Annotated in this window: 16 protein-coding genes; 7 read left to right on the top strand and 9 right to left on the bottom strand. The window is 73.1% G+C overall.

Annotated elements, in window-relative coordinates; genetic code table 11:
* Positions 1–54: 54 nt before the first annotated feature.
* Complete coding sequence (locus GXW76_RS03830; protein WP_211860667.1) at positions 55–1,023, bottom strand: Bug family tripartite tricarboxylate transporter substrate binding protein; 969 nt, start codon at positions 1,021–1,023, stop codon at positions 55–57.
* A gap of 178 nt (positions 1,024–1,201) precedes the next feature.
* Positions 1,202–2,053, bottom strand: a complete 852-nt coding sequence (locus GXW76_RS03835) for a SirB1 family protein (RefSeq protein ID WP_211860668.1) — start codon at positions 2,051–2,053, stop codon at positions 1,202–1,204.
* 249 nt (positions 2,054–2,302) lie between these two features.
* Here GXW76_RS03835 and GXW76_RS03840 point away from each other — a divergent pair, with 249 nt between their 5' ends.
* The gene (locus tag GXW76_RS03840; protein WP_211860669.1) at positions 2,303–2,899 is read left to right on the top strand and encodes a hypothetical protein; all 597 of its coding nucleotides are present in this window, start codon (positions 2,303–2,305) and stop codon (positions 2,897–2,899) included.
* A 51-nt stretch (positions 2,900–2,950) separates the two neighbouring features.
* Here the strand turns inward: GXW76_RS03840 and GXW76_RS03845 are convergent, their stop codons facing one another.
* From GXW76_RS03845 to GXW76_RS03860, 4 genes are all read right to left on the bottom strand, one after another.
* Positions 2,951–3,457, bottom strand: a complete 507-nt coding sequence (locus tag GXW76_RS03845; RefSeq protein ID WP_211860670.1) for a fasciclin domain-containing protein — start codon at positions 3,455–3,457, stop codon at positions 2,951–2,953.
* A gap of 98 nt (positions 3,458–3,555) precedes the next feature.
* Positions 3,556–4,398, bottom strand: coding sequence for an alpha/beta fold hydrolase (locus GXW76_RS25935; protein WP_211860671.1), 843 nt, complete (start codon positions 4,396–4,398; stop codon positions 3,556–3,558).
* On the bottom strand, positions 4,395–4,760 hold the full coding sequence (locus GXW76_RS26105; RefSeq protein WP_211860672.1) for a hypothetical protein: 366 nt from the start codon (positions 4,758–4,760) through the stop codon (positions 4,395–4,397). Before GXW76_RS26105 ends, GXW76_RS25935 begins: the two co-directional genes overlap by 4 nt.
* The gene (locus tag GXW76_RS03860) at positions 4,757–5,992 is read right to left on the bottom strand and encodes an ABC transporter substrate-binding protein (RefSeq protein ID WP_211860673.1); all 1,236 of its coding nucleotides are present in this window, start codon (positions 5,990–5,992) and stop codon (positions 4,757–4,759) included. The genes GXW76_RS26105 and GXW76_RS03860 overlap by 4 nt, the downstream gene beginning before the upstream one ends.
* A 127-nt stretch (positions 5,993–6,119) precedes the next feature.
* Between GXW76_RS03860 and GXW76_RS03865 the strand changes: the two genes are divergently transcribed.
* The 6 genes from GXW76_RS03865 (at position 6,120) to GXW76_RS03890 (ending at position 10,985) form a co-directional block, all read left to right on the top strand.
* A complete protein-coding gene (locus tag GXW76_RS03865; protein ID WP_211860674.1) occupies positions 6,120–7,547 on the top strand; it encodes a LutB/LldF family L-lactate oxidation iron-sulfur protein in 1,428 nt (475 codons plus the stop codon).
* 4 nt (positions 7,548–7,551) lie between these two features.
* Complete coding sequence (locus GXW76_RS03870; RefSeq protein ID WP_211860675.1) at positions 7,552–8,307, top strand: LutC/YkgG family protein; 756 nt, start codon at positions 7,552–7,554, stop codon at positions 8,305–8,307.
* A 3-nt stretch (positions 8,308–8,310) separates the two neighbouring features.
* Positions 8,311–8,841, top strand: coding sequence for a Smr/MutS family protein (locus GXW76_RS03875; RefSeq protein WP_211860676.1), 531 nt, complete (start codon positions 8,311–8,313; stop codon positions 8,839–8,841).
* A 67-nt stretch (positions 8,842–8,908) separates the two neighbouring features.
* Positions 8,909–9,277, top strand: coding sequence for a helix-turn-helix domain-containing protein (locus GXW76_RS03880; protein WP_211860677.1), 369 nt, complete (start codon positions 8,909–8,911; stop codon positions 9,275–9,277).
* Complete coding sequence (locus GXW76_RS03885; RefSeq protein WP_211860678.1) at positions 9,277–10,410, top strand: benzoate/H(+) symporter BenE family transporter; 1,134 nt, start codon at positions 9,277–9,279, stop codon at positions 10,408–10,410. Before GXW76_RS03880 ends, GXW76_RS03885 begins: the two co-directional genes overlap by 1 nt.
* On the top strand, positions 10,407–10,985 hold the full coding sequence (locus tag GXW76_RS03890; protein WP_211860679.1) for a DUF2585 domain-containing protein: 579 nt from the start codon (positions 10,407–10,409) through the stop codon (positions 10,983–10,985). Before GXW76_RS03885 ends, GXW76_RS03890 begins: the two co-directional genes overlap by 4 nt.
* 4 nt (positions 10,986–10,989) lie before the next feature.
* Here the strand turns inward: GXW76_RS03890 and GXW76_RS03895 are convergent, their stop codons facing one another.
* From GXW76_RS03895 to GXW76_RS03905, 3 genes are all read right to left on the bottom strand, one after another.
* Positions 10,990–12,963 (bottom strand): molybdopterin biosynthesis protein, encoded by a 1,974-nt coding sequence (locus tag GXW76_RS03895; RefSeq protein WP_211860680.1) that lies wholly within the window; start codon positions 12,961–12,963, stop codon positions 10,990–10,992.
* Positions 12,964–12,971: 8 nt separating this feature from the next.
* Positions 12,972–14,120: a molybdopterin-binding protein gene (locus tag GXW76_RS03900; protein WP_211860681.1), complete on the bottom strand. Its 1,149-nt coding sequence runs from the start codon at positions 14,118–14,120 to the stop codon at positions 12,972–12,974.
* Positions 14,121–14,250: 130 nt separating this feature from the next.
* Positions 14,251–14,706 carry an SAM-dependent methyltransferase gene (locus tag GXW76_RS03905; RefSeq protein ID WP_211860682.1) on the bottom strand — a complete coding sequence of 152 codons (456 nt, stop codon included), beginning with the start codon at positions 14,704–14,706 and terminating at the stop codon, positions 14,251–14,253.
* Positions 14,707–14,709 lie beyond the last annotated feature (3 nt).

Raw genomic sequence — 14,709 nt, forward strand, 5'->3', positions numbered from 1 at the left:
AGGAGAATAGGCAGGCCCCTTGCCCGCGGACAGCCCCCGCCGCGCGCGGCCCTGCTATTCGACGCGGATGCCCGCCTGGCGCACCACCCGGCCCCATTTCTCGCCTTCCGCGCGGATGAAGGCGGCGAGTTCCTCCGGGCTGGAGGCGGCGCCGTCCACCCCCGCGCCTTCCAGGCGCTGGGCCACCGGGCGATGGGCGATCGCTTCCCGCACCGACTGGGACAGGCGCTGCACCACCGGCGCCGGCGTGCCGGCAGGCGCCATGACGCAGCCCCAGGAGGTCGCCTCCGCCTGCGGATAGCCGGATTCGGCGATGGACGGGACGTTCGGGATCAGCGGATGGCGCCGCGGGCCGGTGGCGGCGAGCGCCGTGACCTGCCCCGCGGTGATGCTGCCCGCCGCGCCGGCGATCTGCATCAGCATCATCTCGATATTGCCGGCCACCAGGTCGTTCACCGCGGCGCCCGAGCCGCGATAGGGCACGTGCACCATGTCGAGCCCCGCCTGCTGGCGGAACAGCTCCGCCGCCGTATGGGTCGATGCGCCATGGCCCGAGGAGCCGAAGGAGAACTTCCCCGGATTGGCCTTCGCCAGCGCGACGAAGTCCGCGAGCGTGCGCACGTTCAGCCTGTTGGTCACGACGATGACCATGTCCGCCGTATAGGCCATCGAGACGGGCGCGAGGTCGCGGTCCGGGTCGAAGGCCATCTGGCGGTAGATGTGCTTGTTGGTGGACAGCAGCCCGGTCACGCCCATCAGGATGGTGTGCCCGTCGGGCGGCGCCTTGGCGACGAGATCCCCGCCGATGTTGCCGCCCGAACCGCCACGGTTCTCGACGATCACCGGCTGGCCCAGCGTCTCGCCCATGCGGTCGGCGATGATGCGCGCGGCGACGTCGGTGCTGCCGCCGGCGACGAAGGGCACGATGAAGCGGATCGGGCGGTTGGGCGCCCAGGCGGCCTGCGCATGGGCGCGGGCGAAGGGCGCGGCGAGGCCGGCCGCGAGCAGGATGCGGCGATGCATGGAGTTCCTCCGGCAATGGTTGGGGCGCAGACTACGTATCCACCGCCGCTCGGCAAGGCGGCGCGACGCGGCGGGCAGCGGCGATCGCGGAATGGCTGTCGAAGGTTGCTGCGGGCGCTGGTCCCCTTGGCCGGCGCGCGGCTGCCCCGGCAGCCCGCGCGCGGTGATGCCGGGCGGCTCAGTTCAGCCGCTGGCGCAGTTCTGCCGTCAGCGCCCGGATGCGGGCTGCCGCCTCGCCCTCCGGCACCAGTTCCAGGAAGCGGTCGAGGCTGGCCAGCGCCGCGCCGATGCGTTCGAGTCGCTGGTTCATCAGCCCGGCCTCGCGCCACAACACCGCCGCGTCGGGCGCGAGGCGCAGCATGTCCTCCGTGCAGGCGAGCGCCCCCTTGAGGTCGCCCGCCTTCAGCCGCCGCAGCTTGATGTTGTTCTGCAGGCGCAGCAGCACCTCGCGCTTCGACATGGGGCGCAGCAGGCCGGGGCGGAGTTCCGCCGCCTCCCCCTCCATGCGCTTCAGCAGGGCGCGCAGCACCGGCGCTTCGAGCGACTGGCCGCCGGCGAAGACGTCCACCAGCACCTGCCCGCGGGGGCCTTCGAGGGCCAGCAGGAAATGCCCCGGGAAGTCGACGCCATGCGCGCCCCAGCCGGCCGCCTCGGCGGCATGCAGCCAGAGGATGCCAAGTGCGACCGGCAGGCCGCGCCCGCGCTCGAGCACGCGGATCAGGTTGGCGTTCGCCAGGTCGTCATAGGTCTCGGCATCGCCCGCGAGGCCGAAGCGCCCATGCAGCAGGTGGGCGAGCGCGGCGCGCCGGGCCTCGGGGTCGCCGCCATCGGCCACGGGGTCGCCGGCCGCGGCCTCCACCGCGCCGCGGGCGACGGCGGTCAGCAGGGCGGCGGCCTCCCGCCAATCGGCGTCGGGCGCGTCCACGCGGGCGAATTGCAGCGCGATGGCCGCGAGGTCGAGTTCGGCATCCGGCAACTGGCCTGCGGCATCGAGCGCGGCGCGGGCCTCGTCCTGGGGGGCGGGCGGCATGGCCATAGTCTCGCGGGGCAAGCGGGCGGCATCAAGGCGTTGGGTGGCGTCTTGTTCCGCGAAACATTTTTCCGTTTTCGAGAACCTTCCGAAGCCTTAACGTCCCGTCCGGGTGCGCCGTCCTGCCCAGGGACAACCAGCGAGGGAATCATGCCGTCCAGGTCCAAACTGCCGCGTCAGGCATCGCCTGTCGCGGCCCTGCTCGGCTTGCTGGTGTTGGCCGGCTGCGGGAGCGCCCTTTCGGACAGCATGGCCCTCGGAGGGGATCCGCGCCCGAATCCCTATGCGGGGGTGATCACCGTATCCTCGGAGCCACCCGGCGCGCGCTGCGTGGTGACCAAGGCCGCGGACGGCGCCCAGGTGGCCGAGATCGCCACCCCGGGCCAGGTCCCCCTGCCGCGCAGCACCGCGATTGTCGAGGCGCGCTGCTCCGGCCCTGCCCGCATGGACACGACTGCCGTCATTCGACCGGTACGCGATTTCGCGGCGGGGGTTCACCATCCGCAGCCGGTCGGCACCGGCGCGGTGCAGAACGCGGTCGTGGTCCGCACGGGGTCCACCCGCCGCTACAACGACGTGACCGTCCACCTGCCGCCGGTGCCCTTCGCCTCGGCCGAGGCGCGCGACGCCTGGTTTGCCGAGCGCGCCGACGCGATGCGCCGCGAGGCGGCACCCGCCATCGCCCGCGCGCGCCGCGCCTCGAATGCCACGATCGACACGGCCGAGGAGCTGGAACGCTACCTGGCCGAGGATCTGGCGCGGCTCGGACAGCAGAAGGCCGCGGCGACCATCGAGGCGCCGATCGTCGAGCCGCAGCGCCAGCCTGTGCCGCCGCGGCGCCGGTGAGGTGACGGGCGGGGGACGACCTCCCCCGCCGCAGGCCCCGTGGGGCGGGCCTCAGCCGGGGATGAGCGCGCCCTGCAGGATGTGGATCACGCCGTTGCTGCACAGCAGGTTCGGCCGGACGATGCTGGCCGAGGCACCTGACGGCGCCGCCCCCGCGCGGGCCGCCTGGACGCGCGGCTCGGTCGCGGAGCCGCCGACCATCACCACGTCGATGCCGCTGAGCATCCGCACGCGGTTGCCGCGGGCCTGGATGTCCGGCGTGCGCAGTCGGCCGCCGGCGATGAAGTTCCGCAGGCTCGCCGCGCCGCCATTGCGGAACTGCTCGGAGGTCGCGGCCCAGGCCAGGTTGGTCGGGGCGAAGACGGTGTAGGGCCCGGGGCCGTTCAGGAGATCGGCCAGCTCGGCGCGGCGCAGCGCGCTGCGGAAATCCGAGACGTCCGGCTGCGTGCCGAGCACGTCCATGATCGGGAAGCGGCCGTCCAGGGTCACGGGGCTTTCGCAGGCGGACAGCAACAGGGCACCGCCGCCGGCGGCGAAGAGGGAACGACGCGTGATCACCGGCGCTTCTCCTTGTAAGGGTGCGAATCGGGCCCCGAAGGAGGGGCGCGGCCTTTTCGCGCCCCGGACGGCGTACCGCAAGCCCCGAGACGGTCCCGTCACGGAAGGGCGGCGAAGCGTTCCAGCACCGGCAGCAGGTGCGGGCGCAGGGCGGCGTAGTCCTCGCTCATCGGAAAATGGCCGAGGCCCGGCATGATGACGGCCTCCGCCCCCGGAATGGCGGCGGCGGTGGCGAGCGTGTCCTCCGGCCGGCAGGAATAGTCGTATTCGCCGGTGAGCAGCGCGACGGGGCACCGGGCCGTGTCGATGCGGGCCAGTTTCGGGCGCAGGTCGCCCTCTCCCTTGTAGAAGTGCAGGTCGCCGCGGAAGACGCCGGGGCCGCCCTGCATGTAGTGCCACAGCGTCTCCCAGCGGTCGGCATCGGGGGCGGTGGGGGCGATCAGGCCGGAGACCACGGCGGCGCAGACCTCCCCGCCCTGGGTGTGCGGGTGGTGCAGCCATTCCGTATCGTAATAGGGCGCGACGAAGGCCGAGGATTGCAGGCCGACCACGGCGCGGACGGCATCCGCATGGTCCGCGGCGAGGTCGAGCACGATGCGCCCGCCGATCGAGCACCCCATCACCACCGGGCGATCCAGGCCCAGCGCACTGGACACCGCCAGCGCCATGCCTGTGTAGGCGGCGGTGGTCAGGCGGTACTCGCCCCCCTGCCAGCCCTCGGGCGGGGAAGACTTGCCGTGCCAGGGCATGTCGAAGGCGATGCAGCGGAAGCGGGAGGTCACCGCCGCGTCGTTCATCAGGTGCCGCCACTGGCGGCCGTCGCTGCCGGCGGTGTGCAGCAGCAGCAGGGGCACGCCCTGACCGGTTTCCTCGAAATAGACCCGGTGCGGGCGGGTTTCGAGGTCGAGCCGCAGGTAGCGGCCGATGACGGGCTCGATCACGCGGCGGACTCCCGCAGCAGGGCGAAGACGCCCTTGAACCAGAACAGATGCGCCATGAAGGGCTGGACGTCGCCTTCCACCTGCAGCGCGCCCTGGCGCATCAGCGCCATCAGGTCGTGCCAGCCGGGCGGCGGCGGCGATTGCAGGAACTTTTCCAGCCCCGCCGGGTCGAAGCGCAGTGCCAGGTCGTAGCGCGGCATGATGGCGGGCGCGGCCTCGGCGCGGACCAGCGCACCGTCGCGGACCGACAGGATCCAGCGGCGTTCCCCGGCCTCGACCAGGACCTCGGCGGTCAGGTGCCGCCCCCAGCGCGCGAGGCCGGGCGTGGCGGCGACGCGCGCCGGCAGGGCGGCGAGGTTCACGTGCGCACCATCGCGCAGCCGCCATCGGCCATCGGGCGGAAGGCCTGGGCGGCGGGGATGGAGCGCAGGCGCTTGTAGTAATCCCAGGGGCCGCGGCTTTCCTCCGGCGCCTTCACCTGGAACAGGTGCATGTCGTGGATCTTGCGGCCATCCGCGCGCACTTCCCCGCGGCCGAAAAGCGGGTCGTCGGTCGGCATCTCCTTCATCCGCCGCACCGCCGCCGCGCCGTTCGCCTTGGCTTCCGCCACGCCGAGGCTTTCCACCGCCTTGAGGTAGTGCAGCACGGCGGAATAGGTGCCGGCATGGATCTGCGTCGGGCGGATGCCGCGGTTCTGCGGGTGGAAGCGCTCCGTGAAGGCGCGGGTGCCGTCCGTCAGGTCCCAGTAGAAGCTGTCGGTCATCACCAGGCCCTGGCCCGCCTGGAGGCCCACGCCATGCACGTCCGGGATCTGCAACAGCAGGCCCGCGAGGCGCATGCCGCGCCGCGTCAGGCCGAATTCCGCCGCCTGCTTGATGCAGTTGATGGTGTCCGACCCCGCATTGGCGAGGCCGAGCACCTTCGCCCGGCTCGCCTGCGCCTGCAGCAGGAAGGAGGAGAAGTCGGTGGTGCCCGGGAAGGGATAGCGCGCCTGGCCGAGCACCCGCCCGCCGGCCGCGGTCACGAAGCCGCCCGTGTCGCGTTCCAGCGCATGGCCGAAGGCGTAGTCGGCGGTCAGGAAGAACCAGCTGTCCCCGCCTTCCTGCACCAGCGCCGTGCCGGTGCCGTGGGCCAGCGCCCAGGTGTCGTAGGTCCAGTGGATGTGGTTCGGCCCGCAGGCGCGGCCCGTGAGGTCGGAGGCGGCAGGGCCCGTATAGAGCGCGACCTTGTTCTTCTCCCGCACCACCTCGCCCATCGCCAGGGCCAGCGCCGAGAGCGGCACGTCGAGGATGCAATCCACGCCTTCCCGGTCGTACCAGGACCGCGCGATGGACATGCCGACATCGGCACGGTTCTGGTTGTCGGCGGAAATCAGCTCGACGCGGATGCCGGGGCGGGTGCGGGTGAAGTCCTCGATGGCCATGCGGGCGGCGGTCACGGAACCCTGTCCGGTATTGTCGGAATAGGGGCCCGACATGTCCGACAGGACCCCGAGCTTGATGGAGGGCGCCTGGGCGCGGGCCGGGCGCAGGCCTGCAACGGACAGGGCGCCACCGGCGGCGAGCGCCGCGCGGCGGGACAGCAGGTTGGCCATGGACGATTCCTTCCTTATCTGGATTAAGCCTAGACGGGTCATCGCATCCCGCAACCCCGCCGCTGTGCCGGCGGCGCGTTCCGGCTACATTGGCCGCCGACCGGCCCGACCACGCTGAGGATGTCCCTTGGTTCAGATCACCTCCCCTGCCTTCAAACAGAACGCCGCGCGCGCGCTCGCCGATGCCGGGTTGCAGAAGGCGCTCGGCAAGGCGAAGGGCGCCTTCCTGCAACGCCGCGCCGAGGCCGTCGCGCGCCTGCCGGAGTTCGAGCAGCTCCGCGACATCGGGCGCGACATCAAGAACCACACGCTGGCGAACCTCGACTTCTACCTCGAGACCTTCGCGGCGAACGTGGAACGCGCCGGGGGTAAGGTGCACTGGTGCTCGACGGCCGAGGACGCCCGCGCCGCCGTGCTGGAGATCTGCCGCCAGGCGGGCGCGAGGACCGTCACCAAGGGCAAGTCGATGATCTCCGAGGAGATCGGGATCAACGACCACCTGGAGAAGCACGGCATCACGCCGGTCGAGACCGACCTCGGCGAATACATCATCCAGCTCCGCAAGGAGCATCCGTCCCACATCATCGCGCCCGCCTTCCACCTCAACCGCGAGGACTGGGAGGCCGATTTCCGCCGCATGCACACGGACCTGCCGGCGGACCGCGTGTTCAACGAGCGGCGCGACATCCTGGCCGAGGCGCGCACCAAGCTGCGCCAGCGCTTCATCGCCGCCGATGTCGGCATCACCGGTGCGAACTTCCTGATCGCGGAAACCGGGTCGTCCGTGATCGTGACGAACGAGGGCAATGGCGACCTGACGCAGACGCTGCCGCGCGTGCACATCGCGCTCGCATCCATCGAGAAGGTGGTGCCGACGCTGGAAGACGCGACTTCCCTGCTGCGGCTGCTGGCGCGGTCGGCGACCGGGCAGGATTTCTCCGTCTATACGACCTTCAGCACGGGGGCGCGGCGGCCGGGTGATCTCGACGGGCCGGAGGAATACCACGTCGTCCTGCTCGACAACGGCCGGACCAACATGATCGGGTCCGAGTTCCAGGAGATGCTGCGCTGCATCCGCTGCGCCGCCTGCATGAACCACTGCCCGGTCTACGGCGTGACCGGCGGGCATGCCTATGGCTGGGTCTATCCGGGGCCGATGGGCGCGGTGCTGACGCCCTCCTTGATCGGCGTGGACAAGGCGGGGCACCTGCCGAATGCCTCCACCTTCTGCGGCAAGTGCGAGAGCGTCTGCCCGGTGAAGATCCCGCTGCCCAAGATGATGCGCCACTGGCGCGAGCGGGAATTCGAACGGCACCTGACGCCCGCTGGGGTGCGCCGCGGACTCGGCGTCTGGGCCTGGTTCGCGAAGCGGCCCGGCGCCTATCGGCTGGCGACGAAGACGGCGATCGGCGCGCTGTCGCTGCTCGCGCGCGGCAAGGGCGCCTTCCGGTCCCTGCCGCTCGCCGGCGGCTGGACCAAGGGGCGCGACCTGCCGGCGCCGGAGCCGGGCGGTACCTTCATGGCCCGCTACGCCAAGATGCAGCGGGGGCGGTGAGGGCATGAGCAAGGACGCGATCCTCGGCGCCATCCGTCGTGGGCTGAAGCGCGGGCCGCTACCCGCCGACCAGCGCGCCATGCTGGACGGGCGCCTCGCCACCCATCCGCGCCACCTGATCCCACAGCGTTCGCGCGTGTCGCGGCCGGAGCAGGTCGCGCTGTTCGTCCGCAACGTCGAGAAGGAGTTCGGCTCGGTCACGCGCGTGGCCGATGCGAAGGACATCCCGGGCGCGGTGGCGGACTACCTGGCGGCACAGAATCTCGCGCCACGCTTCGTGCTGGCGCCGAACCCGGAACTCCAGGAACTGCCCTGGTCCGACAAGCCGATGCTGGAATTCGAGGCGCGGCGCGCGCAGCCGAGCGACGCCGTCTCCGTCCAGCACGGCTATGCCGCCATCGCCGAGACCGGCACGCTGATGCTGCCCTCCGATCCTGCGCGGCCGACCACGCTGAACATCCTGGCGGAGACGGAGATTGTCGTGCTCCGCGCTTCCCGCATCGCCGGCGCGTACGAGGAAGCCTGGGACCTGCTGCGCGCGGAACGCACCGACGCGGTGACCGGCGGCTTCATGCCGCGCAACGTCATGCTGGTGACCGGCCCATCCCGCAGCGCCGACATCGAGCAGACGCTCGAACTCGGCGCGCACGGCCCGCGGCGATTGCACATCGTGCTGCTGGATGATGATCCCGCCGCGCGGAGCGCGGACGATCCCACGGCGCGGAGCGCCAACGACCCCGCCGCGCCGCCGACCCCCTGAACCATGCCCCGCCGCCTCCGCGGCCTGTCGGAGGCCGATCGCGCCCTCTGGCGTGCCTATGCCGCCGAGATCGTGCCGCTGCCGGGGCACGAGTTGGCGCCGGAACCCGCGCCGCCCATGCCGGTCGTCGCCGCGTCCACCCTGGCCGCGCCATCCGCGCCGCCCCTGCCGCCGGCGCGTTGGGCGCCGCCCCCCATCGCGGTGAACGCGCCGCCCGCTGGGCTGGACGACCGCCGCTGGCGCGACCTGCGTCGCGGGAAGCTCAAGCCCGAGCGCACGCTGGACCTGCACGGCCGCCGCGCGCAGGACGCGCATGCGGCTGTCCATGCCTTCCTCGCCGGTGCCTTCGCGGACGGATTGCGCTGCGTCGCCGTCATCACCGGCCGGGGTTCCTCGCCCGAGGGCGGCGTGCTGCGGCGTGAACTGCCACACTGGCTGAACGCCCCGGACTTGCGCCGCATCCTGCTCGGCGCCGCGCACCCCCACAGCGCGAACACCGGCGCCGTTCACCTGCTGTTGCGCCGCCGCCGATGAACATCCCAGGTTCACAAGGAAGGAGGGGGGATTCGGGGGGAGTTCCCTCCCCCCGACCTTCCGCCCCATGACCCCGTTCGGCGCCCGCCTGCGCGAACTCCGCGCCCAGCGCGGCGTCACGCTGAAGGAGCTCGCGACCGCCTTGCAGGTTTCCACCGCCTATCTTTCCGCGCTCGAGCACGGCCGCCGCGGCCGCCCTTCGCCGGGCCTCGTGCACCAGGTGAACGAGTTTTTCGGCCTGATCTGGGACGATGCGGAGGAACTCGCCCGTCTCGCCCGGCAATCCCATCCGCGCGTGGTGCTCGACACCTCGGGCCTGGCACCGGAGATCACGGACTTCGCCAACCGCCTGGCGAAGGACGTGCGCAGCCTGACGCCGGAAACGGTGGCGCGGCTGAACGCGGTGCTCGACAGCCGCCCGAAGGCGAAGCGCTGATGCATGCGATCTCGGCCGGGCTGCTGGCGGGGTTCGTCGGCTTCGCCTCCTCCTTCGCCGTGGTGCTGCAAGGATTGCATGCGGTGGGCGCGAGCCCGTCCCAGGCGGCCTCCGGCCTGATGGCGCTGTCGATCGCCATGGGGCTCGCGGGCATCGTGCTGTCGTTGAAGCTGCGGCTGCCGATCAGCGTCGCGTGGTCCACGCCGGGCGGGGCGCTGCTGGCGGCGACCGCGGCGCCGGCCGGCGGCTTCGCGGAGGCCGTGGGTGCGTTCCTGGTCTGCGGCGTGCTGCTGACGGCGGCGGGGCTGTGGAAGCCGCTCGGGCGCGCCGTGGCGGCGATCCCGGCACCGCTGGCGAACGCCATGTTGGCGGGGATCCTGTTCACGCTCTGCCTCGCGCCTGTGCGCGCGGTGGCGGAGCAGCCGATGGCGGGCCTCGCCATCGTCGTCACCTGGGCGGTGATGGCGCGCATCAACCGGCTGCTGGCGGTGCCGGCGGCGGTGGTGGTGGCGGTCGGCGTGATCGCCACCTCGGCGCCGTTGCCGGCGACGGGCTGGATGCCGCAGCCGGAATTCGTGCTGCCTGGCTTCTCCGTCGAGGCCCTGACGGGCATCGCGCTGCCGTTGTTCATCGTGACCATGGCCTCGCAGAACATCCCCGGCCTCGCGGTGCTCGCGGCCAATGGCTACCGGCCGGAGGCGGGGCCGCTGTTCGCCACCACCGGCCTGTTCAGCCTGGCCGGCGCGCCGCTGGGCGGGCACGCGGTCAACCTCGCGGCGATCACGGCGGCGCTCTGCGCCGGGGAAGGGGCGGGGCCCGATCCGGCGCGGAGGTGGATCGCGGCGGTGGTGGCCGGCGCGACCTACATCCTCTTCGGGCTGCTCGCCGGGGCGGTCACGGTCTTCGTCTCGGCGGCGCCGCCGGTGCTGATCCAGGCGGTGGCGGGGCTGGCGCTGCTCGGGCCCTTCGGGGGCGCGATGCTCGGCGCCGTCTATGCGCCGGACGGGCGGGAGGCGGCGCTGGTCTGCTTCGTCGTCACCGCCTCGGGTGTCGCGTTCCTCGGTATCGGGGGGGCGTTCTGGGGGCTGCTGGCGGGCGGGGCAGTGATGCTGCTGGCGCGCTGGCGGGCATGAGCGCGCGCTGGCTGCCCTGGGCGGCGATGGCGGGGATCCTCGCCGCCGTCGCCGCGATCCAGTTCGCCATCGGGCGGCTGCCGATCTGCGCCTGCGGCTACGTGAAGTTCTGGCACGGCGATGTCTGGTCGTCGGAGAACTCGCAGCACCTGACGGACTGGTACACGCTGTCGCACCTCGCGCACGGCTTCATTTTCTACGCCGTGCTGCGCTGGCTGCGGCCGGGCTGGAGCCTCGCCTGGCGCGCCGTCGCCGCGCTGCTGGTGGAAGGCGCATGGGAGGTGGCGGAGAACACATCCCTCGTCATCGACCGGTATCGGGAGGTGACGGCCTCGCTCGACTACTACGGCGACAGCATCGTGAATTCCTTCGGCGACGGCGTGGCGATGCTGGCGGGCTTCTTCCTGGCGGCGCGGCTGCCGGTGACGGCCTCGGTCGTCATCGTGCTGGCGATGGAAGGGCTCGCGGTCTGGATGATCCGCGACAATCTCGCGCTCAATGTCCTGATGCTGCTCTGGCCCGTCGAGGCGGTGCGCGAATGGCAGATGCAGGGCGCGCCGACCGGGACGCGCTGAACCGTCAGCCGGCCGGCACGAAGCCCAGCGCCGAGAGCCTGTCGCGCACCGGCGCCGAGCGCAGCGCATCGAGGAAGGCCTCGACCGCCGGCCGCGACGCGCGGGCTTCGGGCAGGAAGAAGTCGTAGACCTCGTCGGCCAGCGGCAGGAAGCCGAGACCATAGGCGCGCGCCACGCTGGCGATCGCGACACCCCAGTCCGCGCGCCCCTGCGCCACTGCCGCCGCGACCGCATTGTGCGACTTCGGCTGGTTCGCATATCCCGCCGGTCGCACGCCGCCGAGCAGCCCATCGAGCAACATCCGCGTGCCCGAGCCCGCATTGCGGTTCACCAGCAGGCAGGCGGGGTCGGGTGCGGCGCGGCGCACCGCTTCGCGTCCGTCTAGCCCCTCGAAGCGTGCATCGCCGGGGCGGAACACCACGCCCTGCAGCCGCCGCCAGCCCGGCACCAGCCGCAGGCCGGGCGCGAGGAAGGGCGTGTTGTAGGTGCTGCTCCCCGGGTCGAGCAGATGCGCCGGCGCCAGGTCGCATTCCCCGCGCTTCGCCGCCGCCAGCCCGCCCAGGCTGCCGACGGCGAGCGTGCGCGCCCGCAATCCCCGCGCCGCGAGAGCATCCAGCACCGCATCCAGCCCGATGCAGTGGCTGCCGATGATGACGAGGTCCGGCGGCCGCGCCGCCTTGCCGATCAGCCGCACGCTGACCTGCGCCGCCGCCTCCGCCCCGGCATCCAGCGCCGGGATGGCGAAGAACCCATCCGCCTGGGAAAAGGCCGTGACGCTGCCCGAACCCTTGCCGAGCGGGAAGGCGTGCAGCCCACCTTCCGGCGCCTCGGCCAGCGAGACCATCACGTATTCCGTGCGGCCGAGTTCGCTCGGCGTGCGCACGGCGAGGGTCGCCGCCACCTGCGTTTCCTCCCGCGGCGGCAGCCCGGCCAGCGCGCGGATCACCGGCACGACGAATTCGTGGAAGGTGAAGACCGCGCTGGTCGGGAAGCCCGGCAGCACCACCAGCGGCACCTGCCCGACGGCCGCGAGGCACAGCGGCTTGCCCGGCTTCAGCGCCACCCCGTGCACGATCACGCCCGGCGCACCCAGCCGCGAGAGAATGCGATGCGACACATCCCCCGCGCCCTTGCTGGTGCCGCCCGACATCACGACGAGGTCGGCGCGGTCCAGCGCCTCCCGCACCGCAGCCTCCAGGACGGCCTCGTCGTCGCGGAAGATGCCCATCGGCACCGGTTCGCCGCCATTCTCGGCGACGGCGGCGCAGAGGATCGCGGCATTGCTGTCGGTGATGCCGCCCGGCGGCAGCGGCGCGCCCGGCGGCACCAGCTCGTCGCCGGTCGAGATCACCGCGACGCGCGGCCGGCGCACCACCGGCACCTCCGCCAGGCCAGCGGCGGCGAGCATCCCGATCTCGCGGCTCGTCACCACCGTGCCGGCGCGCAGCAGCGCCTCCCCGCGTGCGATGTCGCTGCCGGCGAAGCCGATGAACTGGCCCGGCCCGACGGCGCGCTTCAGCACCACCACCGGGCCGTCCGGCGCATCATCGAGTTCCGTCCACTCGATCATCGCCACCGCATCGGCGCCGCGCGGGATCACGCCGCCGGTGGCGATGGCGGTGACGGTGCCGGGCGCGACCTCGATGCCCGGCGCGACGCCGCAGGCGAGGAGTTCCGCGTTCAGCCGCAGCCGCACCGGCGCGGCCTCGGAGGCCATCGCCGCATCCGCCGCGCGCAGCGCGAAGCCGTCCACCGAGGAACGGTCGAAGGGTGGCGCATCCGCCGCCGCCGTGACGGTTTCAGCCACCACGCGGCCGAGGCTCGCGGCAAGGCCGAGGCGCTCGGCCGGCAGCGGGCGCAGGTCGAGGGCAGCGCGGAAGCGCCGGGTCGCCTCCTCGGCGGAGACGACCTCGAGGAACTGCTCCTGCCGCGCGGCGCGACGCAGGCGATCGAGGAGGTCAGCGGGGGCATGCTTCATGGCTTCGGTCACAGCGGCATGACGGGGACATCGGCGCCGGGCTCGTAGCCTTCCGATCCGGGCGGCACCACCAGCACGGCATCGGCGGCGGCGAAGGCGCCCGGGGGCAGGGCGCCGATGGCCAGGGGTTCCGCGAGGCCCCGCGCATCCACGCGCAGGGGCACGAGTTCGGCGAAGCCGATGCCGGAGGCCACCTTGCGCGCCAGCCGCGCATGCGCGGGCGCCGCGCCGCGCAGGCCGGACAATGCCGCCAGGGCCGGCCGCGCGAGCAGCAGCCAGGCGGCGAGCGCATCCTCCGTCCGCCCCGGCAGGATCAGCACGGGGGTTCCGCCCACCGCGCCGAACCCGGCCGTGGTGCCCGGCCGGGCACCGATGCCGTGCAGGGCCACCCGTCCCGCCGCGGCGAGCCCTTCGGCGCTGCGATCCTCCGCCCCCTCTCCGCTGCCGCCGCCGAGCAGGATCAGATCATGGTCCGGCGCGGCGGCGCGCAGTGCGGCGGCCGTATTCTCCGGCGTACCTGGCCGCGGCGGCAGGGCCGACCAGTCCGCGCCCTCGGCCGCGGCGAGGAGCGCCAGCAGGGGGCCGTTGGTGTCGCGCGCCGGATCGGTGGCGATCTCCGCCCCTGTCGCGATCCAGGCGAGGCGCGGAACGCGGACCGCGGCCTCCGCCGAGCCGAGCGCGGCCAGCGCCGGCAGGTCTCGGGCCCGCAGCCTTTCGCCGGCAGCGCGCAGCACCGTTCCCGCCGCGATGTCCTCGCCGGGCCGCCTGACGCCCTCGCCGGGGGCGACGGGCTGCACGGCCTGCGCGAAGGGGCCGGTCATCTCCAGGTCGAAGGGCGGCAGGACGGCATCCGTGCCGGGCGGCAGGCCATCCCCCGGCCGGACCCGCAACGGCGGGCCGGCCAGCACGACCGGAGAATACGGACCTGCGCCGAGCGTATCGGCGGCGGCGACCGCCCAGCCGTCGCGCAGCGCCACCGGCATGGCGGGGACGGGCGTCGCCGCCTGCACGCTCTCCGCCAGCACGCGGCCCACCGCCGCCGCGGCCGGGATGCGGCGCGGCGCGACCGGCGCGGGCAGCAGGGCCAGCCAGGCGGAGAGCGCATCCTCCAGCGGCGCGAGGCGCAAGGGGGCAGGGGCGCGCAGGGGGGAGTCCATCACCCTCATCTCGGCCATGCGGGCGGGCTTGGCCAGACCCCGCCTCCTTCTTGTCGATGGCGCCATCGGCAGGGCCAGGCGGGGCGGCCGAGCGCAAGGCAGGGGCGCCGACACCGGGTCGGAGCCGATATCAGCCGTGGGCGCGCGGCCGCCGCGCCGGCTTGATGTCCACAAGCGGCGTCCCGTCCACGCAATCCAGCCCCCGCACCAGCAGCGCGCCCGGCTCGACGCCCACCACCTCGACCTCCGAGATGGCGATCGGGTTCGGCCGGTTGGGCGAGCGCAGCGCAAAGGTGCCGAGCGGCGCCGGCCGGCCCTTCGGCGCCTGCACGAGCAGGTCGCGCCGCGCGAGGTGCATCCAGTAGAGCGCCTCCACCCACTGCCCGATGGCGATGCCGTGCAGCGCGGGTTGCCAGGCTGCGTCCACCTCGATGCGGCAGACCGGGCCTTCGGGCGTGCCGCGATGGGGGCATTCCGCGCGCGTGGCGAAAGGGGTGCGGATGCGGCCGATGAAGGCGAGGGCGGCATCGGTCCGATCCGGCGCGCCGCCTTCCACCTCGCCTGACCTCGTTGCGTTCCAGTCCATATC

It is taken from the genome of Neoroseomonas soli, from assembly GCF_018129065.1.
GTDB classification, from domain to species: Bacteria; Pseudomonadota; Alphaproteobacteria; order Acetobacterales; family Acetobacteraceae; genus Neoroseomonas; species Neoroseomonas soli.